General features: G+C 39.8%; 15 protein-coding genes and 1 riboswitch. Of the genes, 12 read left to right on the plus strand and 3 right to left on the minus strand.

Going from position 1 to position 25,804, the window contains the following annotated elements:
- Positions 1–17: 17 nt before the first annotated feature.
- From gsiB to C1726_RS13885, 9 genes are all read left to right on the plus strand, one after another.
- Positions 18–1,631 (plus strand): glutathione ABC transporter substrate-binding protein GsiB, encoded by a 1,614-nt coding sequence (gsiB, locus tag C1726_RS13845; RefSeq protein ID WP_102273692.1) that lies wholly within the window; start codon positions 18–20, stop codon positions 1,629–1,631.
- A 75-nt stretch (positions 1,632–1,706) separates the two neighbouring features.
- The gene (gene gsiC, locus C1726_RS13850; RefSeq protein ID WP_102273693.1) at positions 1,707–2,627 is read left to right on the plus strand and encodes a glutathione ABC transporter permease GsiC; all 921 of its coding nucleotides are present in this window, start codon (positions 1,707–1,709) and stop codon (positions 2,625–2,627) included.
- A gap of 18 nt (positions 2,628–2,645) precedes the next feature.
- Complete coding sequence (locus C1726_RS13855; protein ID WP_102273694.1) at positions 2,646–3,551, plus strand: ABC transporter permease subunit; 906 nt, start codon at positions 2,646–2,648, stop codon at positions 3,549–3,551.
- Positions 3,552–3,569: 18 nt separating this feature from the next.
- Positions 3,570–4,562 carry an ABC transporter ATP-binding protein gene (locus C1726_RS13860; RefSeq protein WP_102273695.1) on the plus strand — a complete coding sequence of 331 codons (993 nt, stop codon included), beginning with the start codon at positions 3,570–3,572 and terminating at the stop codon, positions 4,560–4,562.
- Positions 4,563–5,531: an ABC transporter ATP-binding protein gene (locus tag C1726_RS13865; RefSeq protein ID WP_102273696.1), complete on the plus strand. Its 969-nt coding sequence runs from the start codon at positions 4,563–4,565 to the stop codon at positions 5,529–5,531.
- Positions 5,532–5,575: 44 nt separating this feature from the next.
- The gene (locus C1726_RS13870) at positions 5,576–7,315 is read left to right on the plus strand and encodes a sigma 54-interacting transcriptional regulator (protein WP_102273697.1); all 1,740 of its coding nucleotides are present in this window, start codon (positions 5,576–5,578) and stop codon (positions 7,313–7,315) included.
- A 34-nt stretch (positions 7,316–7,349) separates the two neighbouring features.
- Positions 7,350–8,420, plus strand: coding sequence for a DmpA family aminopeptidase (locus C1726_RS13875; protein WP_102273698.1), 1,071 nt, complete (start codon positions 7,350–7,352; stop codon positions 8,418–8,420).
- Between the two features lie 14 nt (positions 8,421–8,434).
- Positions 8,435–9,262: a D-amino-acid transaminase gene (gene dat, locus C1726_RS13880; protein WP_102273699.1), complete on the plus strand. Its 828-nt coding sequence runs from the start codon at positions 8,435–8,437 to the stop codon at positions 9,260–9,262.
- 451 nt (positions 9,263–9,713) lie between these two features.
- Positions 9,714–13,328 carry a TerD family protein gene (locus C1726_RS13885; RefSeq protein WP_102273700.1) on the plus strand — a complete coding sequence of 1,205 codons (3,615 nt, stop codon included), beginning with the start codon at positions 9,714–9,716 and terminating at the stop codon, positions 13,326–13,328.
- Positions 13,329–13,500: 172 nt separating this feature from the next.
- On the opposite strand, the gene C1726_RS26185 is transcribed toward C1726_RS13885, so the two are convergent.
- Positions 13,501–18,000 carry an S-layer homology domain-containing protein gene (locus tag C1726_RS26185; RefSeq protein ID WP_180968192.1) on the minus strand — a complete coding sequence of 1,500 codons (4,500 nt, stop codon included), beginning with the start codon at positions 17,998–18,000 and terminating at the stop codon, positions 13,501–13,503.
- Positions 18,001–18,689: 689 nt separating this feature from the next.
- Between C1726_RS26185 and C1726_RS26190 the strand changes: the two genes are divergently transcribed.
- Positions 18,690–18,830, plus strand: coding sequence for a hypothetical protein (locus C1726_RS26190; RefSeq protein ID WP_180968194.1), 141 nt, complete (start codon positions 18,690–18,692; stop codon positions 18,828–18,830).
- 65 nt (positions 18,831–18,895) lie between these two features.
- On the plus strand, positions 18,896–18,967 hold the full coding sequence (locus C1726_RS26955) for an IS3 family transposase (RefSeq protein ID WP_407642073.1): 72 nt from the start codon (positions 18,896–18,898) through the stop codon (positions 18,965–18,967).
- An 83-nt stretch (positions 18,968–19,050) separates the two neighbouring features.
- Here C1726_RS26955 and C1726_RS13895 read toward each other — a convergent pair whose 3' ends face one another.
- A complete protein-coding gene (locus C1726_RS13895; protein WP_180968196.1) occupies positions 19,051–22,194 on the minus strand; it encodes an S-layer homology domain-containing protein in 3,144 nt (1,047 codons plus the stop codon).
- A gap of 734 nt (positions 22,195–22,928) precedes the next feature.
- Between C1726_RS13895 and C1726_RS13900 the strand changes: the two genes are divergently transcribed.
- A complete protein-coding gene (locus C1726_RS13900; RefSeq protein WP_180968197.1) occupies positions 22,929–25,022 on the plus strand; it encodes a 5'-nucleotidase C-terminal domain-containing protein in 2,094 nt (697 codons plus the stop codon).
- A gap of 283 nt (positions 25,023–25,305) precedes the next feature.
- Here C1726_RS13900 and C1726_RS13905 read toward each other — a convergent pair whose 3' ends face one another.
- Complete coding sequence (locus C1726_RS13905) at positions 25,306–25,524, minus strand: hypothetical protein (RefSeq protein WP_102273703.1); 219 nt, start codon at positions 25,522–25,524, stop codon at positions 25,306–25,308.
- Between the two features lie 102 nt (positions 25,525–25,626).
- A riboswitch (cyclic di-GMP riboswitch) is annotated at positions 25,627–25,711 on the plus strand.
- Positions 25,712–25,804 lie beyond the last annotated feature (93 nt).

Genomic DNA, 25,804 nt, shown 5'->3' on the forward strand with positions numbered 1-25,804 from the left:
AGTAAGGGGGATACAAAATGTTGAAAAGAAAGTATGTAGGAACCTTATTAACTACTTTATTAGCAGTCTTCCTTGTCCTATCTGGCTGTACTGAAAAATCCAGTAATGAATCAGCACAGAAAAAAGGTACAAATGATTCCGGGGAACAGCCGATTGCAAAAAAAGAAGGAAACTCGATAACTATTGCTATCAAGGATAACCTCATAAGTATGGATCCGCATGACACAAATGATACGTTATCAGGTTCGATTCAATCGACTATGTTAGAGGGTCTTGTTGGTTTTGATAAGGATATGAAAATGATTCCTGTGTTAGCCGAAAGCTATGAAGCTAGTGATGACGCAAAGGTATTCACCTTCAAATTAAAGGAAGGGGTTACGTTCCACGATGGAACCCCATTCAATGCTGAAGCAGTAAAAGTAAACATTGATCGTGTCTCTAATCCAGATAACAAATTAAAACGCTACAGCATGTTTGAACTTGTAGAAAAGACAGAGGCAGTAGATGAGTATACTGTGAAAGTTACCTTAAAGGAACCGTTTGGGGCTATGCTGAATAATTTCGCTCACCCTGCAGCAAGAATGGTTAGTCCAGCGGCTATTGATAAATATGGAAAAGACATCGCCATGCATCCTGTTGGGACAGGTCCATTTAAGTTTTCTGAGTGGGATCAAAGTGACCATTTAACGGTTGAAAAGAATCCTGAATACTGGCAGGATGGTTTGCCAAAGGTAGATGGGATTAAATTCAAGCCTGTACCTGAAAATGGTACACGTGTTGCCATGCTGCAAACAGGAGAAGCTGATTTCATTTATCCAATTCCAACTGAACAGGCAGAATCATTAAATGGAACAGACGGAATTGTGGTTGAAAATAGACCATCTATTGTCGCACGGTACATGTCAATTAATACGACAAAGAAACCATTTGATGATGTCAAAGTGCGCCAGGCAATAAACTATGCAATTAATAAAGAGGCATTCATAAAGGTGGTATACAGCGGATATGGAAGTGAAATGGATTCCATTATCCCAGAGGGACTCCAATTTTACTCGAAACAATCACCTTACACATATGATCCAGAAAAAGCGAAAGCATTATTGAAAGAGGCTGGCTATGAAAATGGATTTGAAACGACTGTCTGGGGTGGAAATAACTCGGATGCAATTAAAGCAATGGAGTTTATTCAGCAGCAATTAAGCCTCGTTGGCATTAAAGTCAATGTTGTTCCAATGGAGTCGGGCACGCTTTCTGACAAGATTTGGTCTGTGCAAAATGAAGCAGATGCTGAAGTGGAGCTTTATTATGGTGGATGGTCCTCTTCAACAGGTGATGCGGATTGGGGAATTCGTCCATTATTAGCCGGAGATTCAATTCCGCCTAAATCCTATAATGTTTCCTATTACCAAAATGAAGAGGCAGACGAATTAATTAATGCAGCTCTGCAAACAGCAGATCCAGACAAGCGTAAAGCAGCCTATGAAGAAGTACAGAAAATAATGTGGGAAGATGCACCTTGGGCATTTCTATCGGTAGAAGATACAATGGCAGGGAAGAAGAACTATCTTCAAGGCGTTTACTTGCTTCCTGACGGATCGATGAGTGCAAGAGAAGCTGAAATAAAACAATAACGAAATTGAAGATGAGCGCTAATGATAAATTAGCGCTCATTCATCTAAATAAAGGAGAAGAGAAGGAGGCGGGCTATGTTTCGGTACATCGTTAAGCGGCTGGTGGGAATTGTCCCCACTCTATTAATCGTTTCTATTTTCATCTTTCTGTTCGTTCATATGATACCTGGGGATCCAGCCAGGCTTGTGGCTGGACCGGATGCAAGTTATCAGGATGTAGAACTTGTGCGTCAGGAATTAGGTTTAGATAAACCGCTTGTATCACAATACTTCAATTTTATTAGCAATTTAGTTCAGGGGGATCTCGGCACTTCTATGAAAACGAAGCGGCCTGTTTTTGAAGAAATTGCCGCTAGATTCATGCCGACATTTTGGCTGACTGTTTGGAGCATGGCCTGGGCTATTATATTTGGTCTTCTAATTGGAGTAATCTCAGCAACAAAGCGGAATAAATGGCAAGATTATACCGGGATGTTCAGCGCTGTATCTGGCATTTCATTGCCGTCCTTTTGGCTTGGCTTAATGCTTATCCAGCTATTTTCCGTTAAGCTAGGCTGGTTTCCAACTGGAGGAAATGACTCTTGGACTGGATATATATTGCCTTCTATTACACTAGGCGCAGGGGTAGCAGCGGTTATTGCACGTTTTACCCGTTCCTCCCTAATGGATATTTTACGAGAAGACTATATTCGTACTGGGAGAGCAAAAGGATTAAAGGAAAATGCGGTCGTATGGAAACATGCGTTAAAGAACGCGATGATCCCAGTTGTTACGATGACAGGTCTACAGTTTGGGTTTCTGCTTGGCGGATCCATTGTTGTAGAAACTGTTTTCAGCTGGCCTGGCTTGGGCCGCCTGCTGATTGATTCTGTCTCGTTTCGGGACTATCCTGTCATTCAAGCGGAAATGCTGCTGTTTGCATTAGAGTTTATTTTAATCAATTTAATTGTTGATATCTTGTATGGTGTAATGAATCCGCAGATTCGTTATGAGTAGTAAGGAGGGGGAAACGAATTGGAAAATGGCACTGTAGTTGTTCAATCAGAAGAACAAGTTATTCGACACGAAGCGGAAAAGGCACGAACCCCATTTTTAGTGTTCTGGCGAAAATTTAAAAAACAGCGAATGGCCATGATTGCGGCATGTTTTATTATCTTTCTATTTGCGGTTGCTCTATTGGGTCCGATTATTGCGCCTTATTCGGCAGTTGAACCAGACTATGAAAATATATTAAGCCCTCCATCAATTGAACATTTAGCCGGGACAGATGCATTTGGAAGAGATATCTTTAGCCGGATTATTGAAGGGACTAGAATCTCCCTTTTTGTTGGATTAAGTTCTGTGTTTGTAGGGGCAGTTGCAGGGACGGTCTTGGGATTGGTTAGCGGATACTATGGGGGAAGGCTGGATAGTTTGATCATGCGATTTTGCGATGTGTTATTCGCTTTTCCTGGAATCTTGCTTGCTATTGGAATCATTGCCATCTTAGGACCGGGCTTAGGAAATGTGATTATTGCGGTTGCTGTTTTTGGAATTCCAACCTTTGCCCGGATTGTCCGCAGCAGTACGCTTTCGATTAAAGCTACGGTTTATGTGGAATCTGCCAGGTCGATTGGGGCCCCAGCAAAACGAATTATATGGAAGCATATTTTTCCTGGGACGATATCGAGTATCATTGTGTATTTCACGATGCGGATTGGTACATCAATCTTGACGGCAGCCAGTCTCAGCTTCTTAGGATTAGGTGCACAGCCTCCGTCACCTGAGTGGGGTGCAATGCTTAGTTCTGGAAGAGACTTCCTGAATACTGCGCCGCATGTAACGATTTATCCAGGGCTGGCTATTTTTGTTACTGTACTGGCATTTAATCTGCTGGGGGATGGATTGCGTGATGCCCTCGATCCTAAGATGAAAGACTAATAGACAGGGAGCGATTGTATGAATAATAAGCTGTTGGAGATAGATAATTTAAAAACGTATTTTTTCGTCGACAATGGTCAAGTTCCTGCGGTCAATGGCGTAGATCTTTTTATCAATGAAGGGGAGACACTTGGCATTGTAGGTGAATCTGGATGCGGGAAAAGCGTGACCTCCCTCTCCGTAATGGGACTGCTTGCTCACACGCCAGGAAGAGTAGTAGATGGTTCTATCCGCTTTAAGGAAAGAAACCTTCTGTCTTTGTCTGAAAAAGAAATGAGAGAAGTTCGCGGGAATGAAATTGCGATGATATTCCAAGAGCCTATGACCTCGTTGAATCCTGTGTATACAATTGGTGAGCAAATTGCTGAAGCTGTGAAGCTGCATCTAAAATATGATAAAAAAAAGGCGGCAGAGCATGTTATTAAAATGCTAAAGCTAGTAGGCATCCCTCGTGCAGAAGAAATTATTAATGAGTACCCGCACCAATTATCAGGGGGAATGAGGCAAAGAATCATGATTGCTATGGCGATGTCTTGTGATCCTACATTATTAATTGCGGATGAGCCTACTACTGCATTAGATGTGACGATTCAGGCTCAAATACTAGAGCTTATGAAGAAATTGAAAGAAGAAAAAGGAACGGCAATTATGCTAATTACCCATGACTTAGGTGTTGTCGCCGAAATGTGTGATCGAGTCGTGGTCATGTATGCTGGCAAGGTGGTGGAGGAGGCGGAGGTAATTGAAATCTTTGAAAATCCTAAGCATCCATATACGCAAGGGCTGCTTAACTCTATTCCAAAATTAGGCCAGAAAATGAATCGTCTTGATTCTATTCCAGGAAACGTGCCTACTCCAGCCAATATGCCTGCAGGCTGCAAGTTTGCTCCGCGTTGTTCATCTGTAATGGAAGTCTGCAAAGAAGCAGATCCCGAATTGATTCAAATGGAACAAGGGCATAAATGCCGCTGTTTCCTATATCAGCATGAAATGGCAAGGGAGGCGAAATAAATGGGTGAATTATTAATCGAAGCGAAAGGCTTAAAAAAACATTTTCCCATTAGAAAAGGTTTATTTGGCCAGAAAAAGTCATATGTACGGGCGGTAGACGGAGTCTCTCTATCGATTAAAAAAGGCGAAACACTGGGATTAGTAGGGGAAAGCGGATGCGGAAAGTCGACAACGGGCCGGATGGTTATGAGGCTGCTGGCACCTACTGAGGGAGAAATCTGGTTTAACGGAAAAGATATCAGCAAATTAAATGACAATCAATTGCGTGAAACGAGAAAAGAGCTGCAAATGATTTTTCAGGATCCATATGCTTCTTTAAATCCTAGAATGACCATTGGGGATTTAATTGCAGAACCTTTAATCGTTCATAATCTGATGGCGAAGAAAGAGAGAGAAAAACGAGTACATGAATTGCTGGAATATGTGGGTTTAACCTCCTATCATTCTAATCGCTATGCACATGAATTTAGCGGCGGCCAGCGGCAGCGTATAGGAATTGCAAGAGCATTGGCGGTGAACCCCAAGCTAATTGTTGCGGACGAACCGGTTTCAGCATTAGATGTTTCTATTCAGTCTCAAGTGCTGAATCTCATGCAGGATTTACAAAAGGAGTTTGGCTTAACCTATCTCTTTATATCTCATGATTTAAGCGTAGTGGAACATATTAGTAATCGTGTGGGTGTGATGTACTTAGGAAGAATCGTTGAAATTGCTCCCAAGGAGTCATTATATGCCAATCCATTGCATCCATACACGAAAGCGCTAATGTCCGCGGTCCCTGTGGCAAATCCTCGAGTGAAAAGGGAACGAATTGTTTTGCAGGGGGATATACCTAGCCCGTCTAACCCGCCATCTGGGTGTACCTTTCACCCTCGTTGTCAATCATGTATGGAAATTTGTAAAACAGTCGTGCCTGAGCTAAAGGAAATTGAACCTGGCCATTTTTCAGCCTGTCATTTGTATGAGTAATGGGGTATTCTTTCTTTATGAGCAATAAGTAGGAGTGAGAAGCCTTGGCTGAAAAAACGATAACAATTATTTCAATACAGGATGAATACCTGTCAATCATATCGAAACAAATGACAGAATTGGCAGGAGATTTGGTGCGAATACGCCCAATAACCATTAAAAATCTCGCGCGGGAGAAGATTTCAAAGGATGAAATTGTTTTATTAGGCACAGATTTTATTCTGCCGCTGGTTACCCCGTTTTTGCCTGATGAGGGTAGATATATTATCTGTAAGAGAGGTTTTAATTATGTTAATATGGGAAAATTGCTATCTGCACCAAAAGGGAAAAAAATCTTAGTCGTCAATGATACGGAGCAGACAACAAAGGAAACGATTCAATCTCTTAAGGAAGTAGTATTTGAACATGAATATTATGCGTATTATCCAGACGCCTCCATACCTGAAAAATTTGATTTTGTATTAACTCCAGGGGAAATGCAGCTTGTCCCAGAGGGGCTGGCAGAGGTTATTGACATTGGATATAGACTTATATCTCTAGATACAATTTTTGAAATATTTGATATATTAGAGCTCGATTTTTCTAAATCCTTTCTAACGAACCGTTATATGAAATCTTTAGTGGCCCTATCTAATCAAAATAAGAATTTGAAGATCGACTCTACGTTCAATAAATGGGATGAACATAGAGTAAGTAAAACGGCAAACTATTACTTTGAAGATGTCATTGCTTATAGCCAGGCAATGAGTGATGCATTATACATTTTAAAGAAGTTTGCAGGGTTACATGATCCTGTTCATATTTTTGGCGAGACCGGAACTGGGAAACGAATGCTTGCACAAGCCATTCATAATGATTCACCAGTCAATAGAGGGCCTTATTTGAACATTAATTGTGCGGCAAGACCATTGGATGTGCTAGAAAGAGATTTATTTGGTTCAGAGATGGACGGAAAGATTTCCCCAGGTTTGTTTGAACTGGCAAGTGGGGGAACATTATGTATAGAAGAAATTGATGAAATCCCCCTTTCCCTGCAAGGCAGGCTTTTGCAGGTGCTGGCAGAGGGACAAATAATAAGGGTTGGCGGCCATTTACCTATTCCTATTGATGTTAGATTGATCACTACTAGTCATTCTGACCTTTCTGTATTGGTAGATGAAAATAAATTTCGCAGGGATTTATTTTATTACTTGGCTGCATTAACTTGCAAGATTCCTTCTCTTTCAGAAAGAAAGGAAGATTTTGAAACGCTTATACAAATTTATTTAAAGTCTCACTTACAGAGAAATGATTTAAATATTCCTCAAGATATGATTCAGCTGTTAATGCAGTATTCATGGCCTGGCAATGTGAAAGAGCTATTTAATGCCGTTTCATACATGGCTTGTTTAAAGGGAAAGAAGTTATCTTTTGAATTACTGCCTTTCTATATTAAAGGCAGACTTCGAAAAAATAATGCAGAATTGGCCCCTCCTCAAGAACTGTCAGAGCCTGAATTAGATGAATTAGTAGTAAGCATTGAAGGGCATGGATTTTTAGAAGAAAGCTTAGCCATACTTGAAGTGTTCGAGCAAGGGAAGAAACAGCGTAAATCCTTTGGCCGTACCGTTGTTAGAGAGATGCTTCAAAGCAAAGGGATCATTCTAACCGAACAGCAATTGCGATTAAGATTAGAAGTTTTAAATCAGCTAGAATTATTGAATGTCCGTCAAGGGCGATCTGGAACAACGATTTCAAGAAAAGGGGAATTATTTTTAGAAAAGCTTCGTCTGGAAAATAACTAGATATACTACAAGAACAATTTTGGTGGTGTAAAGAATGAATAGAGTTCGGCTTCGTGATTTAGGCATAGCCATTGGTAGATTTGAAACCGGAGAATGTAATTCTATTACAGATATACGTGGCGTCAAGGTTGGACATGTTACTCTTTCTGAGAGAAAAGAAGATGGCCGTATGGTGCAAACTGGAGTAACTGCTATTCTTCCGCACTCAGGAAGTATGTTCGAAGAAAAAGTGCTAGGCAGCTCTTACATAATAAATGGGTTTGGTAAAACAGCAGGTACAATTCAGCTGCAAGAGTTAGGAGTTATAGAAAGTCCTATTCTCTTGACCAATACTCTCTCAGTTCCTGCTGTTATGGAAGGAACGATCCAGTATCTTCTTGAACAAAATCCGCAAATCGGCGATACAGCAGGCACAGTTAATGTCATTGTTGGCGAATGCAATGACGGCTATCTTAATGATATCCGCGGGCTGCATGTTCGGCCAGAGCATGCATATCAAGCAATCTCTGCTGCGAAATCTGGCGCAGTCGAGGAAGGGAGCGTTGGGGCTGGAACCGGCATGTCATGTTTCGGCTATAAGGGCGGGATTGGAACTAGCTCAAGAGTGGCATGCTTCGGAGAACAACGCTACACGGTCGGATCATTAGTAGTCAGCAATTTTGGCGAAAAGAAGAATTTGCGCAGACCGAATGGAGGATGGCTAGAGCTAGCAGAAGAAGGAGAGAAAATGCCTGATGGGTCCATTATGATAATCATTGCAACAGATGCGCCTCTAAATGAGAGGCAGCTGGGCCGGTTAGCCAAACGTGCTTCTTTCGGTCTTTCAAGGACAGGCTCTTATGCAGCCCATGGAAGCGGGGATATTGTAATTGCCTTTTCTACTGCACATCGGGTGTATCATGACATCCCGGCTGATCAGGAAAACATGCCGTATACATTTATGCGAGAAGACGGCCCATCCATTTCGCAATTATTTGAAATGACTGCTGATGCTGTTGAGGAAGCGATCTGGAATTCTATTTGCAAGGCAGTAGCTGCTGAAGGGAATAAAGGAAGAATAAGAGAAGCAATCCCTTATGATATTTTAATAGGGTCATTCTCTTAAAGGGAGGAGCTAGGATGTTTTCGGCCTATTTTAATGGAGCTTTCGTTACATGTGATGAGCCCGTCATACCTATAGATGAGCGTGGCCATCAGTTTGGGGATGGGGTTTATGAGGTGATTAGAGTGTATAATGGGCAGCCCTTTATGCTGGATGAGCATATCGAACGATTATATCAAAGCGCTGCTGCTATCAAATTATGTGTAGATTCTGATCAAGATACGCTTAAAGATTCGATATGGAACCTCATACATAAGAGCGGGTTAAGCAGCCTGGATCTGTATGTGCAAATTACGAGAGGGATTGCACCAAGAAATCACCTATTCCCAGAAAGACCTGTATCCATTTCAATGACAGCTAAGCCGTTTCGACATATTTCATCAGTAGGTGAAAAGGGGGCAGGCGTCACATTGCATCCTGATGAACGATGGGAAAACTGCTATATTAAGTCACTGAACCTGCTGCCAAATATTCTTGCGAAACAAACTGCGCATGAGAAGGGGTTTCTAGAGGCAGTTCTTGTACGGAATGGCAAGGTGACAGAGGGGACGAGCTCTAATGTATTTATTGTTCAAGATTCATCCATCATAACCACACCGCTTTCAAAGCATATCTTATCTGGAATTACGAGAATGGCTGTGAAAAGCATAGCTGAAGACGCAGGGATCCCATTAATTGAAAGGCACTTTTCACCAGAAGAAATGATCCAATCCGATGAACTATTTATTACAAGTACAACATTGGAAATCATGCCGATTTATTGGGTGGATAATCACCTTATTAGCGAAGGGAAAAAAGGGACAGTTACTAGGGTGATTCAGGAGTTATTTGATAGGAGGAAGTAAGGGGGTTTGTGATTTCTATTTAGAGTCTAGGGTTGGAACAATGCCTGTCAGCACTCGAATTTCTGTCGGAAGATTAGTAGACTGATAGAGGAAAGGAAGGGTCTGCGGGGAGATTTCCCCGCAGACCCTTCCTTCACTATTCCCCTGCACCTTCATGCTGTTCGTATGACAAAAACATGCTCTCAAGTTTGAAATGATCTCCTCTCCCAATTCGATTCCATTTAATCCTCAGAAGAATCCTCTACAGCAAATTACCATCACTATGCGTGACATCTTTTAGTGATCTTTTCGCATGCTCCAGCAATTCGTTCAAAAGGTCCTTCCTGATAAATACTCTATCAAATTCTCCATTCTATCTATCGCCGGTGGTATAATTTACTTACAAACTTTGAAGTTTTTGTCTAGGTAAAAGTAATTAGAACTATTTTTCAATTAGGGAAGAGGAGATCGGATGATACATAAAATTAAGTCGCTAATGGAAGTGAAGAAATATGAAGGAGCACTTGAGCTCTTGGAATTTCAAATCGGGAAGGAACCGAGAAACCAGGAGTTATTCTTATTAATGGCAAGAGTTTTCGAAGAGCAAAGACGCTTTGATGAAGCACTTAATTGCTATGATCAGGCACTTTCAATTGAACGCTCACTCCTGGCAGTTCAATCAAAGGCATTTTCACTTTACCTCTATCATAAGCGTTATGATGAAGCGATTGAACTCTATCAGGAAATATTGAATAGTAATCCGGCAGACTCTTATGTGCTGTATTCAATTGGAGAGGCCTACTTGGAAATGGGTGAGTTTGATCAGGCCATTTCCTATTATGAAAAAGCATTATTATTTGAGGAAGATGCTGAGTATGCTCTTGATTATGTCCTTGGGATCAAGAAAAGCACAGTAGAAAAAGCCTTTGCCCAGCTTAACTTAAACAAAGTGGAAGAAGCGGAGCCGCTTTTTAGAGAGGCGCGGGAGGTATCGCTAACTGGGAGCAATGATCAATACCGTATAGCACCGCAGGATTATTTCCAGTATTCTGATCAGCAGGATATGGACCCTTATAAGAAGATCAAATATGAGTTTGCCTATTATGAAGATAAGATCAAGATGGGATTGGGTGAAATTCTTTATCAAAACCGCCAGTATGAAGCTGCACTAAAAACCTATCCGCTCCTTTCAAGCCCAGCACATACCGGAACTTCTTTACTGCATAAAGCAAACTGCTTTATCGAGATCGGTGATGCCATCAATGCAGTTTCCTGTTTAAAACAGGCGGCTGAAGAGGGTGAGGATGTTAGAGGAAAGCTGCAGTATCTTCAAACGGCATATCAAGCAGACTTTATGCAGACACCAAGGGATTTAGATGCCACGTTTACAAAGGTGAAGGAGCAGGCTGTGTATTATTTGCGTAAATACACAAGTGACCAAGCGACAATTGACGGTAACCTTCAGATGCTGGGCAAAACGATTGTCAGCCATGTAGAGCAAGAAACGTATGAAGAACTAACACTGACACTGCATACCGATTCTGATGATGTTATATCTCTTCTAGATTCTTTGACAATCGGAAGTGTTCTTCTATCAAAATATCAAATGGCTCCACATGTCTATCAGCGATGGGTGAAACGGAATCATCATTCAGCCCATCGATATTTACTGGCTTTAGAGGATTCTTTTAATAAAATAAAAGGGGAACAGGATGTCCTTCCTTTTTATGTTCAGGTTGAGGGAATTTTGGAAAACAAGCTGACTGGAAAGGTTGAAAAGGGATATTTCCGTGAGGGAGATATCATCTTTACCGGTGAAAAAAGTTCGATGAAGCTTAAAGAAATTCGCATGAATGGAGAAAAGGCAGAGGAGGCTGGTCCCGGGCAAATGGCTGAATTCATTTGTGCCCATACGCTGCCAAAAGATATAGAGATAATCTGGAAGGGGGCAAGCAAGTTTCAGATTAAAAAAGTGGAGCCTGTTGCTGAGAAGCCAGCAGAGGCAGCGAAGCAAATGATCACTCAATCTCCAAGTTTTGAAAAGTTTCAATCCATTTCTAAGGAGAAACGGATACTGAACTATTTATCAGAAATGGACGCCCTTGTTGACCATAAGTTGGGAGAAGCTGCTTTAAAGCAAAAGCTTGCAAGCCTTGAAGACCAGTATAAAATCAATGAAATGGATCGCATGATATATGAAGCGGCTGTACTAGGGAGGATTTATAATACTCCTGATTTTACCGGCAAGAAGTGGGAATACAAAAGGGATTATTTTATCTCAGTGTTAGATCGGGTTGAATATTTAGGCATGAAAGGTGAACTGCTGCAAACGATTTTGAATCAATTAAAGAGCCTCAAAATTATTGCAAAGGGTACCTTTTATACAATTGAAGAGAAGTTATTTGGCTGTATTCTATCCATGACTGAGGCTGAAAAAGAGGAACAGCATTTTATTGAAGAGACCATGAAAAAGTATAGGAATCTTGAAAGCACCCTGTTTGGAAATGAGTTTAACAGTTATCAGTATAAATACTTTGACTGTGGCCGATTCATTCATGACTTTTCTAAACAAAGAGAGGAATTGGAAGATACGCTCATCTTCAGCTGCAAAGAAAATACATCTTTTATTAACCCAAAAGAGGGCTTTGTCATTAGTTCGAAGGCCATCTACTCCTACGGGTGGACGGAGCCTGTTCTTTTTGAGGATGTAGTAGATCTTCAATTGAAAGATACTTACGATGTATATGTTTTGGTTAAAAATCAGGCAGAACCTAAAAGGTTATACACAAGAAACCTTATGAATGCAGGTAAATTTGTATTATTCATGAAGGATGTTTTACGTGAATATATTGAAAAAAATGCACCGGATAAAGCTATGACAGAAATCGCTGCTGCGGTTGAAAGCGTGGAGGCGCCCCAAACAGATGCTGAGGTGGAAAGCACAAAAACTTCCATACGTACGAATGCATTGGAAAATTCGAGGCATGGGATGAATCCTGCTGCTGCATCCCTGACAACTGCTAATCAAACAAATTCTAAAACGATTGTTAAAGGGTCTAGGGTAGAACTGACGAAACTTGATCCGAATTTAAAGAATGTATGGGTGCAAATTGGCTGGGATCCAGATGAATCATTAAAAATCGATGCCTCTGTTTTTATGGTTGGGGCTGATGGAAAATGTCCTGATTCTAAGTCCATTATTTTTTACGGAAATCCAACAGCAGCGGATCATTCAATCAATCATTCCGTTTTGACGGGTACCGCTATAAATATCGACCAGTTTGATATTGATATCAATCGGATTTCTTCTAGTATAGACAAGCTTGTCTTTACCTTGACGATAGATGATGGAGAGAAGAAGGGGCAAACCTTTTCACAAATGAAAAATGGCTTTTTGAAAGTAGTGGATAAAGATTCTCAGAACGAATTATATACTTATTCTCTTGGCTCGTTTACTGTGGAAAATGCCATTGTGCTTGCTGAAGTATACCGAAAGGGTAGAGACTGGAAACTATCTGCCTTAACAGGGGGTTTTTCTGAGGGGCAGGCAAAGCTATATGAGCATTTTGGTTTGGAAGGCACAAAAAAGGAAGAAACAGAACAAAGTGGACCTGAGAAAGAAGTGAAGAAGGAGCCAGCTGCAAGCTCCAAGCAACAAGATCAGGAGTCAGTTCAAGAACGAATTGAAAAGCTAGTAACAGCCTTTTATGATAACCTTCAGGGATATGTAAAAGATTTATTTTATCTCTATCGCCAACAGGATTCGAAATCAGGCAAGAAGTTTTCGAATGTTTTATCCTCCTACGCCCAGCTGGAAAATGATGAACAGCCTATCTTGTTATATGATAATACGGCATTTGGCAGTGCGAAGGATGGTTTCTTAATCACCACTCGGCACATTTATTGGCATAATTTGCTCTCGTTCAAGCAGAAGCTAGTATTAAGGGATATTCAAGAAGTAGAATTGAACAAAACTTTAAAAATCAACAAGCGCGATATTAACATCGAGCTTATTCCAAAAAAAAATAGAGATCAGCTAGAGAAAGAATTCAAGCGGTTGTTTAGTTCAATTGCGGAAATTGGATAGGAAAATATAGTATGTAAGTTTGTAAGTTTTTTTCTATTAAGAGTTCAAATCATTTAACCGGATAATGAATGAATCAGAAGCAGTTTGGGTATTTCCAAATCGGTACATTGCCGTTTATGAAATAGAAAAGGATTGAATTGAAGACAGCATCTTCAATTCAATCCTTTTTCTTTTATTCCTTTATTATTTCATTCTTATTTTCATCAAAAATAACAAAGTGATTTCTTGCAGCTTCTTCTATTTCTTCAAATGCCCAATGAGTGGTAGGAACATCATCTGGGAATGTCGCTGTTTTTAAACCGGTTAATGGCCCGCGATTAAACAGGCGATTTAATACTTTAACTGCTTGAGCCCTTGTTAGTTTTTCATTTGGCCGGAATGTATGATCCTCATATCCAACCATAAAATCGGTATCCTTCATAAAATCAATGGCTTCAGATGCCCAATGATTTGCTGAAACATCCTTATAATTTGCCTTTTCGTTCGCTGCTAACTTGGCACAGGCTGCAGCTTTGTCATCGGTCTGACATTGGTTTTTAATCCAGCGATACACAATTGCTGCCATTTGCGCACGGGTTACGTGGCCAGCTGAGTCAAATGTTGTGGCATTTCTGCCTGTCATGATGCCAGCACCTTTTACCTCCATTACATCTTTATACGCCCAATGTGTCGCTGGGATATCCGTATAAGCTTTTGCAGAAGGTGCTGCTGCTAAGTTTCGTGCTAACATGGCTGCCATTTGTCCGCGTGTAACGGAGTGGTTTGGCCGGAATTCCTTGCCATATCCTTTTATATAAGGAGTATGCGTCTTATCCTCATTCGCATCTTCGTCCAAGCCTTCCATATGAAGGATCGTGAATGTGCTAAACTTGTTGACGCCAAATTCTAATCCAAGCTGATCTTTCTTATAATCTACTACTTTTGCTTTTACTAACTCCTTTTCACCATCACTATGCTTAATGAAGATTACGAGCTCTTTCAGGAACTGTTCTCGTTCGGAAGGACTGCTAGGAAGTTGAACATCTCGTAATGGCAGGGTAAGTGTTACAGGTCTGCTTTGCATGTTTGTTTCAATTGTCATCGGGCGGGCTACAACATTAATACTTTGATCTTGAGCCATGTCTTTAACAATTTGTTCGACTCTTGCCCGATTTTCTACTTCATTACGCTGTTCTTCCTCTTTAATCGGAATTAAATGGAAGTATAGATCATCCTGGAAGCTTTTTAACGATTCCTGTGGAATCGCAATTCTAACGTTTTCTGTATGAATTTCTAAGTTAATATTTGCATCTTCTACTACTTTTTTTGCTTCAGCAGGAATATTAACCTTCACTTCAGAAACTTTATCCTTCTCATCTGGAATCATTATGCGAGCAGTGCTTTGACCTGCTTCAACAATCTTTTTAATGGAATCCATTGCCCGTTCAGGTGTTAGAATGACGTCATCTTTTACTTTTCCATTTGCTTCTGTTGTCCGTGTAATAGGAGTTCGTGCTACGGTATCTCCTTCACCAACAGTTCCTGTTTCAACTGGAACTGTAATCACTTCTGTTGTAGGTCCTTGGTTTGAGGACTCTTCGCCGCCATTTGAAGGATTTCCGCCATCATTATTAGCCGGAATCGCTTCCCACACTGCGTATAGCGTCACAGAATCGCTGCCCATTAAGAAGCTGGAGCCTGGTGAATATTTAGTTCCGCTGCCATCTGCTTTCGTGTTCCATCCAGTAAATGTATATCCTGATCGTACTAGGTTTCCTGTATTGTTTAATACAGATACATTTTCATTTTGCTGATAAGCGTGACGATCTGCTGGGACTGTCCCTCCAGTGTGATGGTTGCCCATATACATGACAGAATAAGTTAAAGGATCCGTCATAAATTGTTTAACTTCACTGTTCACGGATTCCTTAGTTGTTGTTGTCGCTTTAATTCTTGAAATAAAAGGATATTCCGTATTTGGTGTTAATCCGGTAAATATCGGACGATCTTGCCAATTGACACCATCATCAATACTGAACTCTTGTCCTGGAATAGGAACCAACGTAATGCTTGTCGTTGTTTTATTATCAAGGGCTGGAGGGGCTGGCAATAAACTATCAGCTTTTTGAACGGCTGCTGTTTCGTTGCTGATTACACTGCCTATTGCATGGATTCCATCTGCGATCACTTTGACTTTGATTATTTCTGCAATGTCTAATTCTGCTAGTGTATAGGTCGATAAATTAGCTCCAAGAATAGGTGTCTCGCCACGGAACCATTGATATGCTGGAACATCATCAGTAGTGTTTGGCGTATATGTTACTCCAGCTATGTCTGCTGTTAGCATACTTCCAAATTTCAAATCACCTAGTATGTTTACGATCCCGCCCATTACAGGCAAGGAAATAACAGGAAAGGATACACTTGCTTGTCCAGTCATTGGTTCCGCATTGCCTTCAGTTGTTCCATTGTCTTCTACTGTGTAACGGAAGCTTGCTGTCCCTGTAAAATCTTGAGCCGGTGTAAAGTAAACCTGTCCATTGTCTAAACGGACGGTTCCTCCTACTGCGTCTTCTACAGAAACGATTGATAACCTTTGATTATTTTCATTTTCAGGGCCTGGTGAATCATTGCCGAGCAGCACACTGCTATCAATCAGTCGTTCAATAGAATTTACATAACTTGCTGTCAATGTATCATCCATTGCTACTGGTGAATCATTGACTTCCTTTACAATAATGCTAGCTGTTATCGCGTCACTTAAAAGTGTGTTCCCTGTTCCAGGAGCAGCCTGTATCATAAACCCAAAACCGGTTGTTCCGTAATCATTATCATTTGGGGTGAATTTTAAACCTGCCTGCCCCTCATCTACGGTTATATATGAACCATCTGCTATCGGAGTAGTTCCATCATTTTTATAAAGTATGCCGCCTGTAATCCCCGTAATTTTAAAATGAGTGGTTGTTGCGCCGCCAGCAGCTGTCGGTGTAATAATCAGATCACTTGAGGTTTGAGTGTCTTCTTTTGTTTCCGCATGAGTTACAGTTGGCTGGTCTGCTCGTCCTATAATCTGAAAACTTGCAACGGCTTGACTAGATTGAGGCGTTTCCTCACCTGCTGTTTTGCCATCATCAACTATTGTGTAACGGAAAGAGGCAGATCCATGATAGTTCGGTTCAGGTGTAAAGAGGACATTGGAACCTTCCAATCTTACATCTCCGCCGTCAATCCTTTCAACATTTGTTAAAGTTAAGCTTTGCCCGCTTTCATTGCTAGGTCCTGGTCCATCATTGCCTAGTAGAGAGGAGATTGGAATGGTTACCTCCCCGGCATTCTCTTCTATATTAGAAAGGACGTCATTTACAGCTGTCGGACGATCATTAACCTCCGATACAGTAATCGCTGCTTGTACAGCGCTGCTCAAACCAGTTCCATTTTCATCTAATGATGCTTGTACATGGAAAGAAAAAGTATCACCAGCTTGGCTATTTGCATCTGGAGAGGGGATAAATCGCAAACCATCTCCGCCTTCTACAGATGAAATAAAGTCATTATTATTAATTTCTGATGTCCCATTATGTTTAAAGAGCTTTCCGCCGATAATATCCGTAATTTTAAAATGTGTTACATTTGATCCATCCGCAGCATTACTTGTAATGACTAAACCATTTGTTGTTGGCGAATCTTCTGCTGTTGCAGATGGTGTAACAGCAGGGCTGTTCGTGTTTGCCGGTGCAGAAACATTGACATGCTTAATCGTATGTGTTGAATAAGGAGCACCGGGTAAGTCAAGAATAATCCGATCTACAATATAGAGGTTATTCTTCGTATCAATCGCTAACGTACTGAGAGAAGGGAATTCCATTGTTGTATTGTCTAATGATTTAACGGCAATTCCGCTCGAATTGATTTTTAAATATGAAAATGTTCTAGGAACATATAGATTCCCATCGTTATCAACTGTCATTCCGAAATTAAGTGTGGATTCACTTGTCGGTAAAGTATAGCTGGAAATCTCGTCATTTGTTGCAATTTTTGCTACATATATGTTGTTTGTATTATTATTGTAAATCAATCTTGTTACGATATAGATATTTCCCTGTACATCATTTAGCAGCTTATAGACTGGCATATAGCTTGGCATGATCATGTCGAAGCTGCCTAAATCCCTAATTGTGCCATCTGTACTTATCTTTTTTACCCAGGGATCATTCAATTGAGTAAAATAGATATTCTCCTCCTCATCAACCGCTAAATTGCTTACCTGTATGTGACCAAGATCTTTTATGGTATTATTTTCAGGATTGTCCAAATCATATTTTCTGATTTCACTTGTATTCCCGTTTTCAAAATCCCTTTTATAAAAAGAAATAAATATGTCACCTGCAGGACTGACTGTAAAGGTTGTAGCTTCTCCCATAATTCCTTCTAGCACAGTTGTAATAGCTCCTGAATTTCCATCCATTTTCTTAATTTTAGAACCTAGATGTCCTTCACTCCCGTCGCTTTTTCCGTCAAGATTATCGCTTATAAAAGCATAAAGGTTATCTTCCGCATCTACGGCTGCATATTTAGTCCCAAGGAATTCATCCTGCATAGTTGGTGTCGAAGCTTTCACATCAAAAGGGACATAAATCATTGTGATTAAAATAGAAAAAATTAAAAATAAATTAAAGGTCTTTTTTATATGCATCGTTAACTTCCTTACATTTTATTTTGCATTAGTTTTTTTAAGTGGAGTGCATTGCTAGTTTAATAACTTCAAACAACAGCATAGTTATGTATGGATTAGTACATTAAATAAAGGTTCACCACTTTTCTTCGCATGATCTTATAAACTTTAATAGAGCTTTTTACCTAATTGCTAGAAGTGATCATAACATTTTATTCTCAACAAATTCTCAACAAATTCGACCTTTTTCAACAAAAAACTACACATTGTAGAGTGACCCAGTAAATTAAATTGAGACAAGGAAAAAACACCCCTTTGTATCGTATTTAGTCAGAAACTATTCGATACTTCTGGAGGGTGTTTTTTTATATAGGAAAGAAGGTACATTATCCATCAGATACTAAAATAAAAGCAATTGAAATGAAGAAGAATAAATTTTACGAACGCAGTAATTTTGGGGGAAGTTGGGATAAAGAATCTCTCATAAATAAAGACATGGATGCACTGGGAGCATAAAGGGGATTCGTTTTGATCAGCCTGTTAGGAAACAGTACAACTATAGGAAAGGTCAAGAAAGTCAGGATAAACCTCAAGCATTACGTAATACTTCTAAAGCGGCGTTATAACATTCATGTAGATTGCAAGACAATACAAGGGATTATGCAAAGTTCCATCTTCAATGCCAGATTAAAGTGAAAAGACAGAAATAAATGGAGAAAGTAATATTTGCAGACAATATTTTTAACCGGAACTTTAAGACAAATAGACCAAATGAAAAGTGGGCAACAGATAGTACATACCTGCCAGACGGCTCTTCCATGCTTTCTCTATCAACTATAATGGATCTGTAAAATAATGAGATAATCGCTTATAAAATCAGTTCCGTACATGAGTAAGAGAGATTGCGAATCAATCTATGTGTTACTATAACGAAAAACGAATACAGGCAAAATTAAACTACCTAGCTCCAGTTGAATATGGATGCTAGGTAGCATAGGTGTTTTTTCTATGTCTCATTTTCGCGGGTCAGCTCAACCTAGTATAGACAGGCTGCAGGGTTAAATCTCACCATCAATTTTTGATCAATTCTTCGCCTGCATCATTTTTGGTATAGCTATGTGTCCGGCCCGCCTCTTCAATTTCCCTATACGCCCAATGCTTTTCGGATACATCCTTAAAGGTAGGAGCAATATTTCCATGTAATGGGCCACGATTAAATAGGCGGTTTAGCACCTTAACTGCTTGAGCTCTGGTCAATTTCTCATTTGGACGGAAGCTCTCATCATCATAGCCTTCCATCATTCTTGCAGCCTTCATAAAGCTAATGGCTTCGATAGCCCAGTGGTCTTTCTTAACATCGTTGTAATCAATAATGCTTTCATTTGCCAAAGAGGAACAGCTGTCAAACGCTTCAGCATCCTTTTCGCAACCCATTTTGATCCAACGGTAGGCAATCGCTGCCATTTGAGCACGAGTTACAGTTTCTTCCGGCAGGAATTTCTCGGTTGAAACACCTATCATAATGCCAGTTTGCTTGGCTTTCATGATTTCTTCATATGCCCAGTACCGGGTACTAACATCACGATAGTTTGTTTGGGAGTTCAAAACGATGTCTGCAGGCAAGTTTCTTGCGAGCATCGCAGCCATCTGTGAACGAGTAACAAATGCTTCAGGACGGAACGATCCATCTTCATACCCTTTAATATATGGAGTATGGGTTTTTGGATTCTGTCCGCTGAAATATTCCTCTAATCCTTCCATTTTCACAATCGTAAAGGTACTGAACTTTTCTATCGTAAACTTAAGTCCTAGTACTCCTTTTTTGTACTCTACAGGTTCAGGTTTTACTAGCACTCTGTCTCCATCACTATGCTCAATAAATACCCCTAGTTCTTTCAAAAAGTCTTCGCGTTCAACTGCATCTTCAGGTAAAGTCACTCCTAGTAATGGGAGAATAAGATCCACTTTTCGGCTCTTTAAATTTGTTTCTATGGTCATTGGACGTCCCACTATTTCAATGGACCCATCCCCAAGTGCTTCTTTAACAACTTCTTCTTTCTTGGCTCTTTCTTCCACAAGCTTTCGATCAGAATCCTTTTTGATAGGAACCAGACGGAAATATAGATCATCGTTGAAGTCAGTTAATGATGATTTTGGAATGGATATCGTCGCATTTTCCGTGAATATTTCAAGGTTCAAATTTCCGCTCTTCAGCTCAGTGAGTGCAGACTTTGGAACATCAACATTTGTTTCGGAAACGATATCTTTTGCATCAGGAATTATGATACGAGCTGTATCATCTCCAAATTCCTTTGCTTTTATTACAGTATCTTTTGCAATGCTATCAAGCATTGATACATAATCTTTAACTGTGCCATTCGATTCTGTTGTCCGTTTGATTGGTGTCTTATTTAAGTTCTTCCCGCTTTCGCCATCTACGTCAACTGTGATGATCTCTGTATTAGTTGTAGCAGAATCATCTCCTGGAGTAGGTCTTGGATCAGGATTTGTTCCAGGATTAGGATTTGTTCCAGGATCAGGACTTGTTCCAGGATCAGGGTTTGTTCCGGGATCAGGATTTGCTCCGGGATCAGGATTTGTTCCAGGATCAGGGTTTGTTCCGGGATCAGGGTTTGTTCCGGGATCAGGATTTGTTCCGGGATTAGGATTTGTTCCTGGGTCAGGATTTGTTCCTGGGTCAGGGTTTGTTCCAGGATCAGGAGTTAGCACTGGTTCATCAAGTTGCTCCCCATCAGGCAATGAAGTTACGCTTAATAAAAAGCTGCTTTCATATGAATGTACTCCATCATTTAAAGTGACAGTAATTTTGGACAGCCCTTGTTGTGCAGGCTTCATAATGATCTTTCGGTTTGTGCTAGTTCCAGTAATTTGAATGTCACTGTTTGGCAATACACTTTCATTTTCGGAGACAGCCGAAATGCTCATTTGATTCACGTCTCCTATATCATTATCTAAAACGGTAAATTCTTTGACTCGTGTTGAACCTACTGTTCCTGTAACCCCGTAAATAAACCCATCATTGGATAGCCAGGTTGTATTATTCAAAACTGAAGGTACGGCTATATTTCCAGTGTTTGCTGCAGTCGTTCCTTGTCCTTCATTAAACATATACTGGACGAGGAGATTCGGTTCAGTTTGAGTCAAACCCGTATTCATTTGGTCAATGATTTCGGATTGGAGTTTTGCTTTATTCCAGAATCTTACATGTTTCATACTGCCCTTAAAATATCCGTCTTGAGCCCAAGTACTCTTGCCTAAGTAGTTGTTTGTCCTTGCATTTGCTCCATTTTGGATAATTCCATTACCCATATTTGTGAGATCCATAAATTCTTCTGCTTTCAGTATGCCGTTCCAATAGATATATGCCTTTTTTTGAGTATGATTGTAAACAACAGCCACGTGTACCCATTGGTTTATTGGAAAGGGTTCTGAAGTTACGGCTAGGTAGAACTCATTACGCGGCCCATTTTGCGGCAGTGCTTCAAGCACCATTTTCCCAGTTCCTCCTTGGAATGCTAAATGGAGATTAAAGTTATCCGGTCCGTAAGAGGTGTCGAAAATTCTTTCCCAGGCATTTTGTATCGTAGGGGTTTTTATCCAGGTTTCAAAAGAAAAGGAATCTGAATAAATATCCATACTTGGGTATGTAGCATGTGCATAATTATTACTGAAACCAAGATAATTATTGCCGCCAGCTTCTGTCAAATTTGGTACATCTCCTATAGGTGTTACTGTCAGCTGAGCTGTTTTGAGCTCCAGCTCATAGTTGTCTATATTGCTCGGGTCTGTTGATCCTTCTGTGTAATGAACATAATTAATGGTAGTTGTTCCATTCCAATTCGGTACTGCAGAAAATCTTATTTTCGTATCAGCTGATAAAGGAAGGAATGAGTCAGTAGCGAGGCGATCAGAAATATTCAGCCATTGTATACCATTAAACCATTGCCATTGGCCATTTTGATCATCAACACTTTTAACCCCAATGAAACTTTTTCCTGGAGCAATGGCAGATACACGTTCACCATCATATGCACCTTTGTCTTCCTCAATTGGCTGAAATGTAACAATGTCCGCGGAACCTTTAGCTTTAACAATATCTGGGTGCTGAGGAATCAGACATATTACTAGTGTGAAAATGAGAATCACTGATAAATAGCGATTCAAGGCGATATGATTTATCGCAAGTTTTTCCATGATGTTATCCTCCATTTTGTTTCACTATCTTAATATTCCAATCACTTTACAAAGTGATTGAAATATATTTCAAGAGTAGCATATTATTCTAAACAAATTCTGAACAAATCAGGATGATAGAACTAGTCTATAGTTACTATATTACAAAATTTATTAAGAATTAAAGCAGCAAGAAAAGATCATGTCCTTTGATTTCAGAGAAGAGGTTGGACTTCATCTGAGCAAAATTCAATTCTATGAAAGTCCTGAATATCGAGAGAATTGAACCTATATGGTTTTTAAATTTATGACAAAAGACCTTCCAGTTATTCATTATGGAGTTTATTAGAAAATGGAGTGAATCCGGTTGGAAGGAAAAATGAAGAAGATCCATACAATTTTTATATTTTAAGAAGATGGAAGGAATTAAGCTAGTTACTTTTAATCTGGATTATTATTAAGCTCGTTGCTCTTTTTGGGGACTGTGTAGTAGGGAAAGTTCAAGCTAGAAAGGCAAGGGATTACATAAGGAATGGTTGTCACCCTTGACTGAATTCTATGAAAAATAGTAGAATTATATAGTTTCATTGCATATGAAGCTAGAATGATAGCGATTATATTTTTTTTTATTTTTTGAAAGCGGTTTCATAAATGTTTGGTATCAAATACATAGTTAAAGAATTTAGATAGCTATTTTTCTAGCTCTTCATCTAAGCATATGAACAACTACATTACATATGAAAAGAGGAGATTCAATGAGAAAAAAGAAGCTGATCACTTCACTTGCTGCGCCGGCAATCGCACTATCTTTATTTGGGATAGGCACGGCTTCAGCTGATACAAACTTCGATGCGATTAAATTATCACCAATGGAATTAATGAAGGATCAAGGCATTATTAAAGGGTATCCGAATGGGGATTTAGGTGCTGATCAGCCGTTAAAGCGCATGCACTTGCTTTGGATGCTTGAAAATGCTGGAGAGTTAGGATCCAAAGAAGCAAACATTACTTTTAAGGATGTACCTAAAGGCTATAAATCTACTGTAGCAAAAGCCGTTCATGCCAAAATAGTAACTGGCGACAATAAAGATAAGTTTGGTCCCAATGTTATTATTACAAAGCAAGAATTTGCGAAAATGTTTACGTTAAGTCAAACAGAAGGCAAAGTGCCTGATGTTGATCTTTCTGTATTAAAGAACTTTACTGATGCAGACAAAATGAGCGATGAAATGAAGCCTTTTATTGCTTATTCGATTTTAAAGGGTGCCTTTGATTTTGAACATGGTGTGGACTTTAATCCAAATGCGCCTATGACTCGCGGAGAAGCGGCAAAAGCATTCAAGCCAGTTGTTTTTGATGTGATTGATTTCTTAACCACAAATGACATTCACGGAAATATTGAGTTTAATGAAAAATATCAAAATGGCGGCATGGCCATTATTGGCGGCTTAGTGAATGGCTTCCGTGATGTGAACCCTGATGGAACGGTTGTTGTAGATGGAGGGGATATTTTCCAAGGGACGTTAATCTCTAACTCTACTGAAGGGGCATCCACTTTCGAAACATTAAATGAGATTAAGTACGATGCTGCAGCAATCGGAAACCATGAGTTTGACTTTGGTATTCCAGTTCTAAAAGATCGTATTGAGCAAGCAGAATTCCCGGTATTGGGTGCGAACATCTATGATGAAGCAACAAATAAGCGTGTGGATTGGGCAGAGCCTTATACAATCGTTGAAAAGGGCGGTTATAAAATCGGAATTATCGGTTTTGCTACTCCACAGACACCTTCAACAACGTTAGCCACACATATTAAAGGGTTATCATTCCCAACTCCAGCTCCAATTGCTAAAGAATTAGCTGCAGAAATGAAAGCGAAAGGTGCAGACTTTGTCATCGTTACTTCTCATCTACCAGGTGAGGTTGCTAAAGAATCCGATGCGATCATTGGTGAATTGGCAGACTTAGCAAAAGATGCAGATGGAAGCTTAGATGCAATCGTTGGCGGACACTCACACAAACGTGTGGCTGGTCATGTGAATAATATTCCTGTCGTTGAAGCGCAAAGCTATACGGCAGCAATGGGGCATATCCAATTATTTATCGATCGCAAAACAGGGGAAGTATATTCTTCTGAATCAGAGATTTTAGAAACAAAATTAGGCTTAACAAAAGAAGACCAGGCTGTAGCTGATATTGTTAAAAAGCATCAAGATAGAGTAAATGAAATTAAAAGTGAAATCGTTTCAATAACTGAAGGAGAACTAACAAGAGATCTATCAGAAGGCAAGTTTGGTGTAAGCCAATTAGGAAACATGATTAGCGATGCGATGCTTGAAAGAGCAAAAGCACAGGTTGCATTCCAAAATGCAGGCGGGATCCGTACAAATATTGACTCTGGAGAAATCACTTACGGAGAAGTATTCGCAGTACTTCCATTTGATAACTATAATGTAGTAGCTGATATGACAGCACAGCAAATTAAAGAAATCTTAGAAGGACCAGCAGAAGATGGATGGAACTTCCTAAGCATTCAATTTGGCGGACTAAAAGTGAAATTTGATGAAACAAAGCCTCTTGGTGAAAGAATCGTTGACATTGAATTAACAGATGGTACGCCATTGTATAAAGAAGGCAAATTTGCTGAAGGAACATTTAAAGTTGTGACGAACAACTTCCTGTCAACTGGTGAAGGGGATGACTACTTCACATTTGGTGAAGTGGAATGGACAGATGAGCCTGACTTCCAGCGTGAACTATTTGCTGATTACCTGCGTGAAATGAAGAAAGCAGGCAAAACAATCAATGCAACGGAAATTATGGATGGCCGTTTGCAATCGGTAAACTAGGTCAGTCGAGGTTTGGCCGGATCTTTTGATATTTATACAAATAAGATGTCTAGTTTTGATTGAGTAACCAGCAAAAGTAAAATAAGCGGAAATTTTCCGCTTATATTCAAAATGGAGCTCAATTCGGGGGATATAAGCGGAGATTTTCCGCTTATGCAAAGAAAAATCCCCTTTTTTCAAATTTTTTGAGTAAATAGGCGGAATCTTTCCGCCTATTTATGCTTTTTTTAATAAAAATCACCAATTAAGCGGAATTTCTCCGCCTATTTATCAGCTCGGGTACTTAAATTGATAAGTGCGGTCCGGCTTTTTTAATTGTACAATATTCATTAACCATCACAATAATGATGTCAATTGCTATGTCAAAGCTGATGAAATTCTGCAAATAAAGAAAGAAAAAGACGTATGCGGATGGACTGAAGATGAATAAGGCAATTGAAATAAATGAACGAGATAAATAGGAATGGCTGCCACGCTGAGCAGCCATTCTCTGCTTTTTCATAGGATTAGCGGTCCACTAAACGTATACCTAAATTAACAAGATAGAAATATTTTTTTCTATCTATCCAAACTCTTAGTAAAATGGTACGATCATTTAAGTAAATTATTATATTGGCAAACCTTTCGAAAGGGAGGGACGCAAAGCCGCGGGTCTAAAGTCTAATGACTATGATAGCCGGGTTGCCTTTATTCAATGAATAGAGAGCAAGCTCATTCATCAATTCCTGCGATTTCATTCAATTTATCTGCAGGGGGGATGGATTTTTTTATTTTTAAATTAC

Origin of the sequence: Cytobacillus massiliigabonensis (assembly GCF_900199725.1) — a bacterium.
Taxonomy (GTDB): Bacteria; Bacillota; Bacilli; order Bacillales; family Cytobacillaceae; genus Cytobacillus; species Cytobacillus massiliigabonensis.

Excerpts from the sequence above, each read along its gene's own strand:
- dat (WP_102273699.1), top strand. The coding sequence starts at position 8,435 with ATGTTTTCGGCCTATTTTAATGGAGCTTTCGTTACATGTGATGAGCCC.
- C1726_RS13865 (WP_102273696.1), top strand. The coding sequence starts at position 4,563 with ATGGGTGAATTATTAATCGAAGCGAAAGGCTTAAAAAAACATTTTCCC.
- gsiC (WP_102273693.1), top strand. The coding sequence starts at position 1,707 with ATGTTTCGGTACATCGTTAAGCGGCTGGTGGGAATTGTCCCCACTCTA.
- C1726_RS13860 (WP_102273695.1), top strand. The coding sequence starts at position 3,570 with ATGAATAATAAGCTGTTGGAGATAGATAATTTAAAAACGTATTTTTTC.
- C1726_RS13905 (WP_102273703.1), bottom strand. The coding sequence starts at position 25,524 with ATGAAAAAGCAGAGAATGGCTGCTCAGCGTGGCAGCCATTCCTATTTA.
- gsiB (WP_102273692.1), top strand. The coding sequence starts at position 18 with ATGTTGAAAAGAAAGTATGTAGGAACCTTATTAACTACTTTATTAGCA.
- C1726_RS13900 (WP_180968197.1), top strand. The coding sequence starts at position 22,929 with ATGAGAAAAAAGAAGCTGATCACTTCACTTGCTGCGCCGGCAATCGCA.
- C1726_RS26190 (WP_180968194.1), top strand. The coding sequence starts at position 18,690 with ATGGAGAAAGTAATATTTGCAGACAATATTTTTAACCGGAACTTTAAG.
- C1726_RS13895 (WP_180968196.1), bottom strand. The coding sequence starts at position 22,194 with ATGGAAAAACTTGCGATAAATCATATCGCCTTGAATCGCTATTTATCA.
- C1726_RS26185 (WP_180968192.1), bottom strand. The coding sequence starts at position 18,000 with ATGCATATAAAAAAGACCTTTAATTTATTTTTAATTTTTTCTATTTTA.
- C1726_RS13875 (WP_102273698.1), top strand. The coding sequence starts at position 7,350 with ATGAATAGAGTTCGGCTTCGTGATTTAGGCATAGCCATTGGTAGATTT.
- C1726_RS13885 (WP_102273700.1), top strand. The coding sequence starts at position 9,714 with ATGATACATAAAATTAAGTCGCTAATGGAAGTGAAGAAATATGAAGGA.